This window comes from Paenibacillus amylolyticus (assembly GCF_036894225.1).
GTDB classification, from domain to species: domain Bacteria; phylum Bacillota; class Bacilli; order Paenibacillales; family Paenibacillaceae; genus Paenibacillus; species Paenibacillus amylolyticus.
Genome location: NZ_CP145892.1, coordinates 3,631,609 through 3,649,452, shown reverse-complemented (window position 1 = coordinate 3,649,452; position 17,844 = coordinate 3,631,609). Strand labels below are relative to the sequence as shown.

The 17,844-nt window shown below is 42.7% G+C and carries 14 protein-coding genes and 1 riboswitch; of the genes, 3 read left to right on the top strand and 11 right to left on the bottom strand.

Annotated elements, in window-relative coordinates; genetic code table 11:
• Positions 1 to 32: 32 nt before the first annotated feature.
• From V6668_RS16200 to V6668_RS16160, 9 genes are all read right to left on the bottom strand, one after another.
• The gene (locus V6668_RS16200; RefSeq protein WP_422395283.1) at positions 33 to 1,583 is read right to left on the bottom strand and encodes a glycoside hydrolase family 32 protein; all 1,551 of its coding nucleotides are present in this window, start codon (positions 1,581 to 1,583) and stop codon (positions 33 to 35) included.
• 440 nt (positions 1,584 to 2,023) lie between these two features.
• Positions 2,024 to 2,173, bottom strand: a complete 150-nt coding sequence (locus tag V6668_RS16195; RefSeq protein WP_164783315.1) for a hypothetical protein — start codon at positions 2,171 to 2,173, stop codon at positions 2,024 to 2,026.
• Between the two features lie 201 nt (positions 2,174 to 2,374).
• Positions 2,375 to 3,457, bottom strand: coding sequence for a nucleotidyltransferase domain-containing protein (locus V6668_RS16190; RefSeq protein WP_338706103.1), 1,083 nt, complete (start codon positions 3,455 to 3,457; stop codon positions 2,375 to 2,377).
• A 168-nt stretch (positions 3,458 to 3,625) separates the two neighbouring features.
• Positions 3,626 to 3,892 (bottom strand): CD3324 family protein, encoded by a 267-nt coding sequence (locus tag V6668_RS16185; RefSeq protein WP_211085677.1) that lies wholly within the window; start codon positions 3,890 to 3,892, stop codon positions 3,626 to 3,628.
• 321 nt (positions 3,893 to 4,213) lie between these two features.
• Complete coding sequence (tenA, locus tag V6668_RS16180) at positions 4,214 to 4,876, bottom strand: thiaminase II (protein WP_422395216.1); 663 nt, start codon at positions 4,874 to 4,876, stop codon at positions 4,214 to 4,216.
• Positions 4,877 to 4,989: 113 nt separating this feature from the next.
• Positions 4,990 to 5,087: riboswitch (TPP riboswitch) on the bottom strand.
• Positions 5,088 to 5,293: 206 nt separating this feature from the next.
• A complete protein-coding gene (locus tag V6668_RS16175; protein WP_338706102.1) occupies positions 5,294 to 7,966 on the bottom strand; it encodes an endo-1,4-beta-xylanase in 2,673 nt (890 codons plus the stop codon).
• Between the two features lie 296 nt (positions 7,967 to 8,262).
• The gene (locus V6668_RS16170) at positions 8,263 to 9,114 is read right to left on the bottom strand and encodes a PRD domain-containing protein (protein ID WP_036616055.1); all 852 of its coding nucleotides are present in this window, start codon (positions 9,112 to 9,114) and stop codon (positions 8,263 to 8,265) included.
• A 17-nt stretch (positions 9,115 to 9,131) separates the two neighbouring features.
• A complete protein-coding gene (locus V6668_RS16165) occupies positions 9,132 to 10,574 on the bottom strand; it encodes a glycoside hydrolase family 1 protein (RefSeq protein ID WP_036615418.1) in 1,443 nt (480 codons plus the stop codon).
• 72 nt (positions 10,575 to 10,646) lie between these two features.
• Positions 10,647 to 12,605, bottom strand: a complete 1,959-nt coding sequence (locus V6668_RS16160; RefSeq protein WP_036615420.1) for a beta-glucoside-specific PTS transporter subunit IIABC — start codon at positions 12,603 to 12,605, stop codon at positions 10,647 to 10,649.
• A 335-nt stretch (positions 12,606 to 12,940) separates the two neighbouring features.
• On the opposite strand from V6668_RS16160, the gene V6668_RS16155 reads away from it, so the two are divergent.
• Positions 12,941 to 13,333: a hypothetical protein gene (locus V6668_RS16155; RefSeq protein WP_036671465.1), complete on the top strand. Its 393-nt coding sequence runs from the start codon at positions 12,941 to 12,943 to the stop codon at positions 13,331 to 13,333.
• Between the two features lie 70 nt (positions 13,334 to 13,403).
• On the opposite strand, the gene V6668_RS16150 is transcribed toward V6668_RS16155, so the two are convergent.
• Positions 13,404 to 15,143, bottom strand: coding sequence for an ABC-F family ATP-binding cassette domain-containing protein (locus tag V6668_RS16150; protein WP_338706101.1), 1,740 nt, complete (start codon positions 15,141 to 15,143; stop codon positions 13,404 to 13,406).
• Positions 15,144 to 15,450: 307 nt separating this feature from the next.
• Here V6668_RS16150 and V6668_RS16145 point away from each other — a divergent pair, with 307 nt between their 5' ends.
• On the top strand, positions 15,451 to 15,855 hold the full coding sequence (locus V6668_RS16145; protein ID WP_100527578.1) for a VOC family protein: 405 nt from the start codon (positions 15,451 to 15,453) through the stop codon (positions 15,853 to 15,855).
• 18 nt (positions 15,856 to 15,873) lie between these two features.
• Here V6668_RS16145 and V6668_RS16140 read toward each other — a convergent pair whose 3' ends face one another.
• The gene (locus tag V6668_RS16140) at positions 15,874 to 16,737 is read right to left on the bottom strand and encodes a LysR family transcriptional regulator (protein WP_084650246.1); all 864 of its coding nucleotides are present in this window, start codon (positions 16,735 to 16,737) and stop codon (positions 15,874 to 15,876) included.
• Between the two features lie 151 nt (positions 16,738 to 16,888).
• Between V6668_RS16140 and V6668_RS16135 the strand changes: the two genes are divergently transcribed.
• Positions 16,889 to 17,728 (top strand): alpha/beta fold hydrolase, encoded by an 840-nt coding sequence (locus V6668_RS16135; protein ID WP_036671461.1) that lies wholly within the window; start codon positions 16,889 to 16,891, stop codon positions 17,726 to 17,728.
• Positions 17,729 to 17,844: the final 116 nt, after the last annotated feature.

Below are 17,844 nucleotides of genomic sequence, written 5' to 3'. Positions count from 1 at the left end.
GGTTCAAATTTAATTGGTTTTGGACAACCAGTTCAGTTCGGTTGATTTTCCCAAATGCTTACGAGATCATTGATTTGAAGCGACACGACCTTTAGTTCTCCGCCAATGGCATAGAGTTCCAGCCCTCTACTTCCCAAGTCGGGGAAAATCGTGTCTGAAATGATAGTTGTCCCATTGTTGCCAAAGATCTCTACACTTGACCAATCAACATAGATGCTCAACTGTATCCGTCTATACTCTGGCTTCATAGGGGCCTTGTGTTTTGTAGCAAAATCGGGATGGAAATCAACAGCGTTTGACTTCGTTCGATCGACAAACAACTCCTCATTCAAGACATTATATCCGATGACTGTCTCCTGGTTGGAAGAGGAAGACTTTCGCACCTTGAACCCAAATTCTATTGCATTACCGATTTCGAATTCCGCAATAATTTCCATCTTTGTAGCAGAAACATCAGACAAAACGTTCATATCTGGTTTAATCGTAATGTCTTGTAGAGACAGAATTGATCTTCTAAGTTGATTTAACTCACTTATGGGTGCTTGAATTAAGCGAAGTCCTTCCGAATACGTCCTGAGCTGAATCTCTCGTGGGATGGACATATGGCCACGCCATTCTTTAGAAGGAAGAGTGGAAGCATAACGCCAATTATTCATCCAGCCGACCCAAATCTTTCGCCCATCCTCATTCGGTATACCATCCCAGGTCACGGCCGCGTAAAAGTCAGATCCGTAATCTATCCATTGGATTGTATCGAATGATTCCAATGTTTCATCTAGTGTAAAAACCTTACCATCAAAGTGACCTATAAAATACATCATGCCAGAACCGCCTGCGGGTGGTTCTGAATCGTTTGGATTTACGCCATTTCTATCTCCGACACTTAGTGTCAGAATCCATTTAGTGGTATTAGGGTCCTCATCCACTTGGAGTTTAAAAACATCAGGACATTCAAATATTCCACGATGGATGCCCGGAATATCAGAACCGAAACCGCTTGCAAAAGACCAATCCTTAAGATTCGAAGATGTGTAAAATTCTACACGGTCGCTTACAGCAAGAACCATTACCCAGTTTGAAGATTCTTCATGCCAGAATACCTTTGGGTCTCGAAAGTCTAGCGTCTCCGTGGGGAATAAAACAGGGTTACCTTCATATTTTGTCCAGGTTCGACCTTTGTCCTTGCTGTAAGCGATGCTTTGAACCTGCGTTTTACCGGGTTGAGCGTTGTTACCATTATTCGTATAAATTGCAACCAATCCTGATCCTGCTTCGTTGAAGAATCCGCTTGTATTGTTCTTATCGACTACCGCACTTCCCGAAAATATCGCTCCATCTTCCCCAGGCGAGATGGCTGGTGGGAGTTCATCCCAATGTACTAAATCATTACTTACTGCATGCCCCCAATGCATTCTGCCGAAGTCAGGCTGCGTATCATGGGGAGTATATTGGTAGAAAAGGTGATATTCTCCTTCGTAATAAACCATTCCGTTAGGATCGTTAATCCAATTTCCCTTAGGGGAATAATGTATTTGCGGTCTGTATTCATTTTTATAAATAAAGTTTTCTGGACCTTTGCTGATACTATTTTCACCTGATAGATGTACTTTTTTAATTTAATTCACGCTCCCTTAAGGCTATTTAAAATCTAAAAAAAGTAATTTGCATTCCTTATTAACAAAATAAGCCACTCGTTTTCATTTGTCAAAGTATTTTTGTTTAAATGAACATTATTTTTTTATGTATATATCTATCTTAGTTTACATTTGCACAATTTATGATTGATTATAGAAAAAAACAATTTTTCACTTAAGTTGACTTAATCATTTTTTTATTGCTTTAAACCTAATGGTTTACAAATGTAAAAATGGTTACATCTAAAATTCTCTTTACTTGTTCAACAAAATATTCGTTAGTATTAAACCCAATTTTATCGATAAAACAAAAAAAGCCGCTAAAATAGCGACTTCAATAGGTATATGCTCTTGTCTCTTAACATGTTCTAAATAAATTAACGGCTCGCTTATGCTTTAACAACTTCAACCTTTTTATCCCCTGCTGACTTCGCTACCTCTAACGTTGTGTTACCTTGGATAGTGACTATTAGGCCAGTAGCCAGCATAGAAACAATTAAAGCTGCGCTGAGGGCTGTGGAAATTTTCTTCTTGACCATAACCATACCTCCGATATCTATTATGTTGTAATAAGCGGCTCAAAGAACTATGATGAGCCGAGTGTGACTAGATATTACAATATTTCACTTTTTTGTTGGGTAATCTACCTGGTGATTGTATTATAACGTACTGCCAATCATTGTAAAAGGATTTTTTCCTTGTGTACAATTCCCGGACTTATTACTACCTGGAACGTAAGGTCAATGATTCATATAATGGGCATATAGTTGCTCGAAGGTTGTAAAATGTTCGACTTTTCTGCCGACCTTATCATACTCTTCTAGATAATCATCCATCACTTCAAGGAGCTTCTCTTTCATAACTGGTAAATTACTGGCATCAAAGTACTGCATAAGATCATATTTCTTGGTTCCTTTCTCCATGGCCATTTCATCAAGATACTCATGTGCTCCAAAGGCTGAAAGAAAGACGTAGGAAGCATCGTTCGTTGTAACACTGTTCAAAATTTTATTACGGTAGTTGCACCACAGTTCTTCGTATGTTCCTCCAAGATTATCAAAGGTCGGAGCCGGTTTAACAATGAAGTTATCACACATCGTGCTATGTAACCTCGTAACGCTATTCAACATATTAAAAGATGTGATTCGGATATCTTCTATGGTATGAGCTTCGATGATTGACATGTATAAGGATTCGAGATCATCCGGAACATAACGAAACGAACGTATCTCTTCCAAATATCGCTTGATCCCTCGTTTGATGTACGTGTTATTCATGCTGACCAAGGCATTGACTAGATTGTATAGAACCCCAGCAGATGCATATCGCACTGAACCGATATCTTCACCAAGCATCGTATCACTGTATGCTTGCTTAGCCAGATCGATCCATTTATTTGCTCGATTAAGACACACTTCTCCTATCGGATTCGCAAGTGCATCAAGAGCTTTTTGCTGGAAGTCGTTCAATTTCTCCAAATCCTCAGGCTTTGCATAGTAGAGTATTTTCAGGTCGGTTAGGCTCGATACGTTGGGACTCTCCAAGGTGGATTGCTCTTGTATTCTTGAATCCCATGGCGTGCAATAGATGTCATACCCAACGTCGTCCAAGATGAAGCAGTCAGATATTTCCCATCCCTTTTCTGTATTATTAATGATAATTAAATCAAGATCGCTCTTCTCGTGAAAGTCCTCGGTGCTAAATGAACCAGTAAGCCCAATAATGGCGATATCCTCTAGAAAATCTCTTTTTACACGTTCAATCACCATGTTAATGAGCAGTTCATTTTTGTCCAGCAGTTTCTTTTTTATGATTTCGTTCATTCGTTACCCCTCTTTGTATGGTCCGGCCGTCCTTTATCACAACAACCATAACTTGAGTCTATCGATTTAGAGGTGCGGTTACTATGTATAAGATGACTTAAGTCATCTTTGCACAAAATCCGCTAAACCGTCGATACGACGAGTTAGCGGATTTCACTAGTTCCTTGATTAGTTTTTTGTATAGACTATTTTCTTTATGCTTTCGCAGGACAAGAAATACCGATCCGCTAACTCCTCTATCCTGACTCCATTGCGGAATAAGGATTTAATCTCAGCGTTTCGAGCAGAGACCCTGCTCTTGCTCTCTGTTTTCTCGCCCCATTTCAGGTGCGCCTCTTTGGGTTTTGGGATATAAACCAATTCCCCTTGAACGTATTCCTGAATGATACGTAACAATTCTTCTGGAAAAATAGACTCGGCTTTTGAATATTTCATGGGCCTCACTCCTTATTTAATAGATCAATAAGGTGCAAAGCCAGTTAGTGGAATATTACGATTCGTCGTTGGCAATGTGATTATTCCCAGGCTCTATGCAAAGCATTGCCATATCCTTCACTGGCTTTGCATAGAGCCGTACCATGTAAGAATCCTACTCCGATTGTTTTCAATAGCCTCACCTCCAGAAAATAGATAGTTGCTATTTGCTTATTATATCAGGGCTTGTTGTTCAAATGTTTAATCATGTATTTTTGGGCTAACATGTTCTGATTATTCTGTACTCACCTTGATTAGCTGCTCTCTACTTTACCAGTGAACTCAAGACTCCAGCCTCCATGACATCTCCCAAAAATCAAGTTCAAAGCGACTGCACATCACGAAAATATCCTCCATCCGTTGGTACGTTCCCTCGCTACAGCCTTCTAATAGCTTATCCGTTAACGTCACTAGGGATTGATTGTTGCTGTTGTATTCAGAGGAAGCATATCCTGTGATCCACTCTCCGTAAAAAGGATGATCAGCTGCACCTGGCTTTTGGGCAAGGACTTGACCAATCTCTGCATAGCTCCATGAGCAGGCCAGAATGGATACAAGTACTTCTGCTATGCCTCCCGCATGGGAAACAGAGAGCATATAGTTAGTATAGGCTGCATTTTTCAGGGCAGGTTTTACCTGGAAAACATGATCCTCTGTAATTCCTAATCGCTCCATATAAGAACGATGAATTTTCATTTCACCATTCAGGATGTTATCTACGTTTTCACTAAAAAACTGCATCAATTTGGGGTCGTGCGACTTGACAATACCTAGTGCAAATACGCGGGCATAATCGAACAGGTACAAGTAGTCTTGCAGCAAATAATAACGAAATTGTTCAACCGTTAAGGAACCATCTCCGATTCCTTTAACAAAGGGATGCTCAAGACATTCCTTCCACACAGGCTGTGCTGCCTGATATAGTCTCTCTGAAATAGTCAACATGTGTTCCTCCAATTCATAATGTACGTATTTAAAAACAAAAAAACGAAACATCCATAGGATGTTTCGCAGACAAATACACTAAAACAAGGGGGTTCGCATGAGCTACCCAAGTAAAGCGTTTCATCGTTGCATCCCTACGTTGGCATTATCCAAATCAGGTAAGGTCGGTTTAACACCCTCTCAGCCGGTTAAGGCTCCCTCGCAAACGGTTGTATGTAGTTGATTACTTTCCTATTCCCATAAAAGATAAAATAACATCCATTTAGTATATCAAGGGCTGTTAAATATAGTCAAGGAAGATTGTATCGCCCCTCATCACCTTTGGTGACGTATGTAAACGATGAAAACCATCACAACAATGGTTGAGTTTCAGCCACTGTTATGATGGTTTCTATTCTTGCAACTACTGCCGATGGTTTAATGCCCGAGTTTGTTCTTTCCGACAAAAGTGAGTATTCCGTACTGGGAAGTATTTCTCCAGCTCTCATTGGTCGTATCATTCCACTTGGCTACGCTCTGCTTACCTCCGCCCTGGTTGTCGTTAATTTGGAGCTCGAAACCGAGAACATTTCCTGCTTTGGGCGTCAATGATTGTAAATGAATTCTGGCTTCTACGAGATATCCTTTATTTGTTTTCTTCACAGCACTTACAAGGCGTCCAGGTGAGGCACCCCCTGCAAAGGTTCCCACATTGTCTGCACTGATTCTGAACTGGGCATCATCATATTGAAAATACGGTGTGCGCTGGTGATTCTCGTCCAGGAAAATCTCAACCGAATCCTGATCCCATGGGTTGATACTATCTGTAATGATGTTTGGATCAGTGACGTCGATCAGCAGGTATAGATACTCACCTGACCACATTGCGCGAGCCACTGCCTCTGCACCTTCGCTCTGGTTCAACCGTTTTACTTCAAATGGTGCAGCCTTATTCCATGATGTGTCTTTCTTCCCATCAATCTGAACAATCCCTTGCACAGCTTGTGCAGATTTGGGCATAGGGGCGAGTTGAATCACGCCGTATTTGCTTGTATCCTGTTCCTGAGATTGTGTTCGATCATTCCAGTACAGTGGATTATAAGGTTGTGTCCCACTTGAACCGCCATCAGTCACACGGATATCCAATCCGGCTTCATATTCTGATCCGACTTGGATACCACCCCACGGAATGGACAATTCAACCTGATATCCGGCTTTGGTCTCGCGTACACGATATGAACGCTGCTCCACACCCTCAGCTTTGCCCGACCGCTTAATGATTACATGTCGGTCATCTGCTTCATATGAAGTGGTCTTGCCATTATTGAGATCAACAAAGATATCTACTCTGTCATTCACATCTGCCTTCGCATCCTGAACATCCACGAGGATATACAGGTTACTATGATCCCATAAGGTGCGGAAACTGGCTGATCCCGTAGAGTCACCCTTCAGTGGAGTAGACACCGCTTTGTTCCAGAGCGGATCTTGTGTCTGTTTTTTGATATCCGGTTTACCCGAAAGTGAGACGGCTCTCTGCGTCAACACAGGCAAACTGGATTCATCCACGAGTCCCCAGTATGCCTTTTTGGCCTTCAGGGCTGAATCAAACAGCATAGCCTGGTTGTTGTAAGACTTCTCATCTTGGAGTCCCCATAAGGTAACTGAAGAAATGTGGTCTTTGTGTTTTTTGTACAAATCCAACAGTTCCTTATATCGATACGCCTGCTTTACTGCAACTTCATCGGACATCTCTTCACCAAATGGAATTCCGCTATCCACATCCAGTTCCGTGATCTGAATATCCAATCCAAGTTCGGCGAACATGTTGATCGTTTTTTCAATTTCCTTGATGGACGGGGATTCCAGGTTATAGTGGGATTGCAAACCCACACCATCGATGAGCCCTTTCTCTTTCAGTCGTTTGACCAACTGATACATATGCTCTCTTTTCTCAGGGATTTCCGTGAAGTATTCGTTGTAATATAATTTGGCATTCGGATCGGCTGCACGAGCGAATTCATAGGTTTTCTCAATGTAATCCGGACCGATTAGTTCATAAAAGGGACTTTTACGTAAACCGTTGGCATCACCATTGCTATCCGCAATCGCCTCGTTTACCACATCCCAGGCATAGATCTTACCTTTGTATCGGGTCATGACGGTTTCAACGTAATCCTGAATCCGGGCAAGTAGTAATTCTCGACTCGCAGGGTTACCCTGAGGATCCTTGAACATCCACTCTGCTGCATCAATATGCCACAACAACGCATGTGCGCGTACGCCCATACCATGCTCCTCGGCGAACTGAACATATTGATCGGCTGCCTCGAACTCATAAACATCTTCGGAAGGAGACATGTACTTCGGTTTCATCTCATAGGTTGCGGTCAAGCTGTTAAAGTGCTTTGTGAGCAGTTGTCCATATGCGCCTTCCAACTGCCAGCGATACACCGCTGCACCAATGGGGAAATCATCTTGATACAGGTCCTCCAGAGACCGAATATCTTCTTCAATCTCCAGTTGCTCGGCCAGAGTAAATGATACATCATCCACATAGAACGATAACGTATCTACGCTATCTTCAGAGATGTAGGGTGTTTCGATGAACAAATTCAATTCAGTGGGATCATCACTATACTGAAATTTTCCGGTGATCTTGTGCCATGTGTTCCATTCTGCTTTGGCAATCTTCACGCTACCGATCGGGTTCCAGCTTTCGGCAGTTGTTTTTTTATATGTGGTGAGCTGTAGTGTTTGATCCGTGGTGGGCTCCTGAGTAAGTCTTACATATGCCGCAATTTCGTACTCTTGGTTACGCTTAAGCAGATCCTTCATGGATAACATCGGTCCATGATAGGAACGCTCACGGTTGGCGACCAGCATACTGGACTGACCTTCGTGTGCCTCCTGCTGTGTCACTGTCAGCCTTTCGTTACCTGTACGTGGAGTCCATCCCTGAAGTGTACCGTCTTCAAAGTTTGTACTCAAATGACCTCCCTCCACTTCCGTAACTGCCTTGGCTGCATGTGAGACATTCGAAAATGGAAGCATGGCGAGTATCAGCACAAGAACCAAGGCTGCAATATTCCATTGACGTAACCGTTTCATACAATTCCTCCTCTTGATTGGGTCTAAGTATTTCTGAACGGATTAACATCCAGATAAATAGATTATAGCTCTTTGGATAGCGCTTACATATAATAAATTTACAATAATTACAATAAAATGTTATCACTTGGTAATCCCGTGTGAGTTTAGGAAGCTGGAGTTCGTTCGCAAGGGATATCAAAAAACCGCTACATATTTGCAAAAATAAAAGACCGTTTCCCGATAAAATACGAGAAAACGGTCATCGTTAGAAAGTATCTTTTTTCCTGTCTGCTAACAGGCATATAAACTTTGTTTTATAATCGTCCCTCGTGACCCTGATCCTCCTGCACAATTCGAGCTATGTGAATCATCAAATATAATAATTCCTCGTTTGATATGGAGATATCCAGCATATTCTGCACGTAGGTTTTAATCATCTCCGCGCATTTGTATTCAAACGGATGCTCCTTCACCATGTGTTGAAATATAAAATCTTTCGCCGAATTGCCCAGACGTCCTTCTTGTAAACGCTGGATGAAGAATTGCAAATGTGTGACAAGTCTTACATAATGAATGGAATTTTTGTTCAATTGCATATCAAAGGTGTATTGTATCAGGTTAAAAATATCTTTTAACATCTTAACGGATTGCACCGTGCGCTCCATATTCTGCTCATGTGTTTGGGCATTCACGAAATGAAAGGCGATATTCCCTGCTTCTTCCTCCGGCAGTTCAATATCCAATTCTAGATTCAGCATCTGAACAGCTTCAACCCCCAGTTCGAACTCGACAGGATGAAACCTCTGGATCTCCCATAACATGCGATTCTGTAATGCTACACCTTTTTTCCATCGTTCAATGGCAAATGACAAGTGATCCATAAGCGTGAAGAAGATTTGATCGTCAAGAGACAGCTTTTCTTTTGCATTGGTAATCAGTTTGTTTATGACATTCACATGTTTATCTGGCATGTTTTCGATGGTTCGTACGTAAGCCTGGGCAGACGGATTATTTTGCAAAATGAATCGTTTCTGGATGTGTTCTTCATCCAGTCGCTCGCCGACTTTGCCTTTGAATGCCAACCCTTTTCCCATGACAATCATTTCTTGCCCCTGTTCATCTTTGATCAGAAGCAAGCTGTTATTTAATATTTTGATTACTCTCATGCATTCATCACGATCCTTTATTCTTTCGTGACCGCCTGATCCGAATTTCCGATACATCTGCCATTCTGTTTAATGACCTCTTGATACCACGAGAAGCTTTTCTTCTTCAAACGCTTCAAGTCTTTCAGATCCTGTTCACCGCGGTTTACATAGATCATTCCATAACGTTTCCCATACCCCTGATGTGTGCTTACCAAGTCAATAACGGACCAAGGGCAATAACCAATCACATCTACTCCATCCGTTAGAGCCAGTCTGATCTGTTCCAGATGTTTCTCGATAAAATCAATCCGGTACGTATCGTTAATGGTGTTATCTGCCTCAAGTACATCCGGGGCTCCAATACCATTTTCCGTAATTAGAATAGGGAGACCATATCGTTCACATACCTTACGCAATGTCAGCCTTAGGCCAACCGGGTCAATGACCCAACCATATTTCGTTTTTTCCGTATAAGGATTCTCCGCGGCCCGGTATACTCCCTGCTCGCCAAGCATAATTTGCTGATCACCCGCACGAGCTGTAACATCCGACGCATCGCCCATACTGGCGGCAATGGTTGCCGTCGAGTAGTAGTTGATTGCTACCAGATCGGGGCGGCCAAACTGGATATCTTCCATGTCACCCTGCTCAATAACCGGCTCGATGCCGCGTTCCTGTAAATAACTCCAGAATAATGGATTATACCGTCCCCACACCGATAAGTCGAGAAAACCCCATCCACGAATCGTCTCCCAGTTATGAGCAGCGACTGCATCGGCTGGTCTGGAGGTTGCCTGGTACATGGAAGTCATGTTTAAAGCAGGTCCGATCTTACCTTGCGGGAGCATATCATGAAATAGTCGCATCGTTCTGCCTTGAGCTACAAACATGTGATGATTTTGCTGATACAGTTCCTTATTGGATGGCAAACGCCCGCCTTTTGGTGTACCAATAGCACCTGGATGAAGAATCATCGTATTTTGCTCATTAATGGTCAACCAATATTTCACTTTATGCCCGTAATGCTCAAACAAGATACGCCCATACTCGACGAAGGCATCGATCGTCCCCCGGTTGTTCCATCCTCCGGTTTTCTCAAGCTCGTAGGGTAAGTCGAAATGGTACATGGTCACAATGGGCTCAATACCATGGAGCAGCAATTCGTCAATTAATTGGTGATAAAAATCGAGTCCCTTCTCATTAACAGTCCCTGTGCCTGAAGGCAAGATTCGAGTCCATGCAATTGAAAAACGATATGCTTTGAGGCCCAGCTCTGCAAAAAGCTTCACGTCTTCTCTGAACCGGTGATAGTGATCGCTCGCAACCGTGAAATCGGCGGTTCCAGCCGGATGATCACACATATCGATGACGGACAGGCCTTTGCCATCTTTGTTCCAGGCTCCCTCCACTTGATAGGCCGAGGTAGACCCTCCCCATAGAAATTCATTGGGGAATGGTTTGATCTGTTGATATAACATCTCAAGCACTCCTTCATTTTAAATGTTGATCATGATATATGACGGACCATATGAAGTATCGTATTACGTTTGTTACGAAAGATGGATAATGGTTGCTCCAACCTCCACAGGATTCTGCTTCTCCAGCTTAATATCCGAGAAACGATCCGAATTGGCGATAATGATCGGGGTTATGACTTCATACCCTTCTGCCTTGATGGCATCGATATCAAAGCGGATCAACAAGTCACCCCGTTGTACGCGATCCCCTACTTTAATGGAAGAGTCAAAATGTCTCCCCTTTAGGTTGACGGTATCCACTCCAATATGAATGAGCACCTCTTCTCCATCATAACCGTTTAATTTGACCGCATGTTTGGAGTCCATGAAAGCCGTAACTTCACCTGCGATTGGTGCATACAGTTCTCCTTTGGCAGGAATAATGGCAGCACCCTTACCCAGTAATCCCAAAGAGAAGACATCGTCTGGTACACGGTCTAGATGGACTAATTCCCCTTGCATCGGGCTGGCGATCGTAAGTGGACGTAATTCATTTTGGCTCGGTACATTTGCATTTGTTATTGTAGAAGACTGTGTGCTTGGGCTGTTGTCTTGAACAGGCTGCCCGGAAAGTGTCTTGTCATCGTTAACGTTGGTAGTTCCTTCTTCTTCATCTTCCACTGGATCTTCAAAACCAATGATCCATGTCAGAGCAAAGGTAACGATAAAAGCGATCATACAAGTCACAATGGCATGAACGATGTTCATCGGATTGCTGCCAATGAATGCAGGTAACGCGGCAAGCCCTGGAGACACGAAGGCATAACGTACTAATCCGGTCAGACCAGCGTATATCCCTGCTACACCACCACCGATCATTGCGGCAATTAAGGGTTTCTTCAGTTTCAGCGTTACACCGTACAAGGATGGTTCCGTGATGCCCAGCACAGCGGTGAAACCGGATGAAGCAGCGAGCTGTTTCAGTTTTTTGTTTTTGGTTTTCAATGCTACAGCAAGGGTGGCCCCACCTTGAGCAATATTGGACGCGAGCATTCCGGGACCGTTGATCATTTCATATCCATTTTTGGTCAGTTGGCTAGTTGCAATCGGCGTCATGGCCCATGCGGTACCTGTTACGATCAGGAATGGTTGCAAAGTTCCCATTAACAACGGAATCAGCCAACTGGCTCTGGCATTGATCGCTTCTGCACCCATCGCAACCAGATCATTCAGGTACGTTCCGAAAGGCCCAATCGCCACCAATGCAAGTGGTGCTGTAATCAATAGTACAATCATTGGTTTCGTGAAAAATTTGATCATTGAGGGCGATACCCGATCCGCGAAACGTTCAATATAGGACATGAGCCAAACGACGATAATAATCGGCAGTACGGAGCCCGCGTAATCGGTTAGTCGAACTGGCACACCGATGAAAAACACGTCTTTTCCTTCCGCCATCAGGGCGCTCCATCCCGGGTGTAATAACACGCCGGCAACTGTCATCGCCAGAATGGGACTTGTTTCAAATTTAATGGAAGCTCCATAAGCCAGCAGAATAGGCATGAAATAAAAAGCCGCGTCCGCAATGGTATTAAGGATATAGTAGTTTTGGCTTTCCGTCGTTACGAGGCCTGTCAGCACAAGTACGGCTAATATCGCTTTGATCATACCTGCGCCAATGATTGCCGGAATTACCGGAGTAAATGTTGTTGAGATCACGCTGATGAATCTGGAGATCCAGCTCTGTTTTTGCTTTGGTCCGTTATTTTTGCCAGAATTCGATTTGGAGTCCGCACTTCGGGTAGCCGAACCCATCTGCTGAGTGATAACTCGGTAGACCTGCTGCACCTCATTGCCCACAACGACCTGGTATTGTCCACCATTGTTCACAACGGTAATGACACCTGGAAGTGCTTTGAGTTTTTCTGTCTCCGCTTTGGAGATGTCGTGCAGTTCGAACCGAAGTCGAGTTGCGCAGTGCGTAAGCCGAGCGATATTCTCTTTCTTCCCAACCAATTCCGTTATCTCTTGTCCCAACTTGCGATAATCCATACCAATGCCTCATTTCTGAATTTGGATATAAAAAAGACCAAAACGATATGCCCTCCCCTACTCACATAAGGAAAATGCAAAATCATTTTGGTCATGCCTGCTTTACCAGTAACAGCCAAACACTGCTAATATTCAATTCGTTATCGATGTAAACGTTTACTGGATCATAATATCACACAATAAATTAGTTAGCAATCACTTTATTCGACATTTTTCTGCATTTTAATTTGCTTGATTCGACTTGATTATTAGCAGCCTTCTATAGGCTTCCACCCATTCCCCTTCTCATTTGCCTACATACAATACATTAGACTAATGAACAGGAGTGATGTGATATGACATTTTTACCTCCTTTTGGACCTGGTGGAGGGTTCGGTGGCCCTGGGGGTCCCGGAGGACCAGGAGGACCCGGCGGACCAGGCGGATTTCCTGGTCCGCCATCGTTCCCCGGGGGTGGAGGCGGCGGACCACAAGGCGTGCAGGCACCTACAGGGCCGCCACCATCATTCATTCCACAGCAACCCGCTTCGTTATATGCGGTAGATCCAAGAGCCATATCCGGCTGCCTGTTTCGTTACACATATATTTGGCCGGATCGTGGTCCCGGCTTCTGGATGTACCCGGTATTTGTAGGTAGAAATTCGGTGGCTGGCTTCCGTTGGAATGGCTTCTTCTGGCTATACACCGGCATTGATCTGCAGCGAATCAGCTCGTTTAGCTGTTTCTAGAAGTAAATCCCCCTATATGCGGATTAATCCACATACAGGGGGATTTAGATTTATGGAATATTCACCTTGTCTAAAGCAGCTTAATCAGCTTTTCTAGCTCATCAACCAAACTCTTTGCAAGTTCAAAATTAGTATCTTTTAAAGCCAATTCAATTTTCATTTCAACAGACTTTTTCTTTTGTTCATTTTCTAGATAGTTTTCATTAAAATGACTCGTATAAATCATCTGTCTGAATTCTTCTATACTCATTTTACTAATCGTTTTGTCCTCGATAATTAAAACATAATCCATACCATTTACAACCGAATAGAAATCATGAGAAATCATGATAATCGCACCTTTGTAGTCCTCAATGGCTTTCTCCAATGCGATTTGTGTATAGATGTCCAGATGGCTTGTCGGTTCATCTAGGAGCAATACGTTGGCTTGACTGGCAGAAACTTTAGCCAGTTGAAGCATATTTTTTTCTCCACCAGATAAAGATTCAATCTTTTGATCAAGGATTTCTCCTTCAAAGCCATAGTTTGGAAGATACGATCTAATTTCATCATACGTTTGAAAGCCGGAATCAATGAATTCATTTAGGATGGTATTCGAATCTTTTAGCATTTCGCCTTGAACCTGAGATAAATAGGCCACTTTAACATCAGCATTTATTTCAATGGCATCCTGATTATTTTTAAAGATTTCTCGGAGTAAAGTCGTTTTCCCGGTACCGTTAGGACCGATCAGGGCTACTTTATCTGTTGATTTGATCTCAAAGTTCACATTTTCCAAAAGCAACTCGTCAAAGGAAACGTTATAGTTATTGACGTTAACCACAACGGTGTCTTCCATTTCCTTATCGATTCCAAAACGGATATTCGGCTGTTTGATATCGACAAAGGGTTCTTTTATTCGACGTGCTTCCAATCTCTCTTGAAACTTGACTCTGGCTTTTAACGCTCTTCCTCTGGAGGCTTCCGAATTATACGTGGCGATCTCTCTAAGATTGTCGATGATGTGATCGTATCTCTCAATCTCCTCAGCTTCAGCAACTGCGATTTCTTGCAGTTCGATCTTAGACTGAAGCAGTGAGAAGTTATAATCGATATATCGCCCGTCAAACTCTTGGAGCTCTGTGTTTTCAAGGTGTATGATTTTGTTGAAACAATGGTTCAACAGATACCGGTTGTGCGTAACGACCAGCAGCATTCCCTTGTGGGTGTTAATCAATTTTTTTAGCGCGTTCAGGTTTTCAAAGTCTAAAAATACATCGGGTTCGTCCATAATCATGAAGTCTGGACGATTCAGCATTTCCTTCATCACTTGAATAAGTTTGAATTCCCCGCCGCTTATGGCGGATATACTAAGATCTTTGAGCTTCATGAGGTTGGCAAGGTTTAACTGTTTATTGATGTTTTTTTCGAAATTATCCCCATCCATCGCCTCGAAGGCGTCCAAAGCCAATTGAAGCTTTTCCATCAGGGAATCCATATCCGATGTGGTGGCCATCTCCGCATAAATCGCTGTAATTTCATCTTGTATCTTGATGAATTCTTCTGCGATATATTCAAAAACGGTCATTTCTTTTGTTTTATCTACTTGCAAAAACTGACTCACATACCCGATTTTGCAATCGGGGTCTATCTCTAACTTGCCCTCGAACAAATATCGTTCCGGATCCATCAGGATATCGATCAATGTACTTTTTCCACTGCCGCTTGTTCCGATAAAAGCACAATGTTGTGCCTCTTCAAACGTAAATGAAATGTTTTTATATAGTTCCTTTTGTGGAAATGAGAAGGATAAGTTTTCAACTTTTATCATAGTGTTACCTTTCTTTATAACTAAATTGGTGGCTAATATTAAATATATTGTCGAACACAGACTTTTAGAGTAACACTGTTTACCACCAAGTACAATTGATTTTTAGCCCTTACCCTCACTTTGAAACTCTAATACTGTCTATAGAATGATGGCTAGTGGACGGTGGTTTCTTCGTAAAACACTACTGACATACCGTTGTCAGTAGTGTTTTTGTATAGTTGGAGTAAGCAATTGTAAAGGAGTAAAAGTAAATGCGAAGTGTTTTTGGTCCAAAATGTATTACTTATTATAGGAAGGATGATATCTCGTGAATTTTGCTTCTGTGCGCATCATTACTGATGACGTGGATCGTCTTGCCGAGTTCTATGAGAAAATCACGGGTGTTTCGGCGGAACGCCCTGCACCTGTCTTTGCCGAACTCGTTATGCCATCGTGCACTCTGGCGATCGGCCACTCCCAGACGGTGCAACTGTTTGGCGCTGGTTCCGCTGTGGCGGCCAACAATCGTACAGTCATAATTGAGTTCCACGTCCACGATGTTGATGCCGAATACGAGCGCTTGAAGCCGTTTGTTGATGAGTGGGTAAAGGAACCTACTACAATGCCGTGGGGGAATCGTGCTGTGCTGTTTCGCGATCCTGACGGTAATCTGGTTAATCTCTTCACGCCGGTGACCGAGGAAGCAATCCAACGGTTCAGTGGTAGGCTATAAAGGACAGTTGAAATGAGCTCACCAGAGGGAGGCATGCTTTCTAACGATCTCAATAAATGCTTCTACTTGGGGAGAGATCCACTTGTTTTTGGGATACAGCAACTGTGTAGCTAGATTTTGTTTGTACTGCTGGCCTGAAAGTTTTTCCTCCTTCAGCTCCTTCTCTACCGTAATTCGAGGTAACAAGGATATACCCATACCGCTCAATATCGACTGTTTCACAGCTTCAATACTCCAGAATTCAATATTGGAAGTAATCCCTATCTGATACTCCTCAATGCATTGTTCAAACAATGTGCGATAACCACAACCTCTTTCGGTAAAAAGTAAATTGCTTCGTACGATGTCGCGTTGTAGCTCAAATGAATTGGGGTACAACAGCATCATGGGCTCCTCAGCCAATTTCTCACTGTACAGATTGGGATCATGCACCTCTGTCCCTAGCATGAAGGAAATATCACTTTTACCTTGCATCAAATTCTCTTTATATTGTACGGAATCTAATTGGTGCCATTCGATATTGACATGGGGATGCAATTTTTTGAACTCTTCAATAATAGGAGGAAAACGATAGATCAACAACGTTTCCCCAATACTGATCACGATATTACCCGTTAATTCACCTTGTGCAGCAGTCACTTCCTTAATCATGTGATACAGGTCAAGCATTTTCTGTGCATGTGGCAACAATTTTTTTCCGGTCTCCGTTAAAATAACCCGCTTACCAATTCGATCAAATAAAGGGTAGTTAATCTCCTCTTCCAACGCCTTAATATGCAATGTAATTGTAGATTGCGCGTATCCAAGATGTTCAGCAGCTTTGGTAAATCCCTCGTGTTCCACAATTGTAATAAATGTGACCAAATGACGTATTTCCATCATTGGCTCCCTTCTTTGTAACATCATTAAAACTGATCGTTTACATATAAACTATCAATTTAACTAATGTAAAGCAATCGTTTATATTCAATGTAGCTCATTAAGAGCCCATTTCATTTTTAATCTCAATCGTTTATGGAAGGGAGTAATCACTATGCAAACAGTAGCAACGTCATCCATCTTGATTAATGGATATCGAATCGCTTATGAGCAATACGGAGAAGGCTCTCCCATATGGCTCCTTCACGGAACACCCTCTTATAGCTATGAATGGAGAAAAGTAATACCCGCGCTGGTTCAAAAAGGGTATAAAGTCTACGTACATGACCTTCTTGGATATGGAGCATCCGAAAGACCACTCGAAGCAGATACTTCTGTGGCAGCACAATATACGCTGTTTAGTCAGCTTTTAGACGAACTCGGAATGGATCGTTTACATGTCGCAGCCCACGATCTAGGTGGAATTGTCGGAGTCCAACTGGCCTTGGAACAGCCTGAACGTGTACAATCGCTTACGTTACTCAACATGCCCAGCTATGATTCGTGGCCCTCACCAACCTGGAAGAAAATTATCGAAGAACAGCTTGAACAGGTTGAACAAATGTCCCGTGCTGATTTTGATACCATGCTAAAGAAACAATTATCCATGGCAGTGTATAATAAAGAGCTTATGACTGGCAATGCACTGGATGCATATCTGGAACCCCATACAGGTTCATTGGGCAAAGCCTCTTTTTTCTCCCATCAGGTAGCTCATTATAATGCAAAATATACTGAATCCTATGGAACAGATTTACCCAAGCTGAAAGTTCCCGTTCAAATTTTATGGGGGGAAGAAGACGAATGGCAGCCCCTTATGTACGCAAAGAGGCTTGTCCAGGATATTCCCCATGCCTGCCTACATGTCATTCCCAAAGCTGGTCATTTCGTAATGGAAGATGAGCCGGGGCAATGTTCTGATTATATCGACCGTTTCTGCAATAAACATCCGTGAGTAGGTTTGTATATTGAACAGAATCTCTAAGAGAAAAATTAAGCGCTCCACTGGCATAAAGCTGGTGGAGCCTTTTTTTGGTTAATGGCAAGGTGTCCTTGCATACTGTTAGTTTA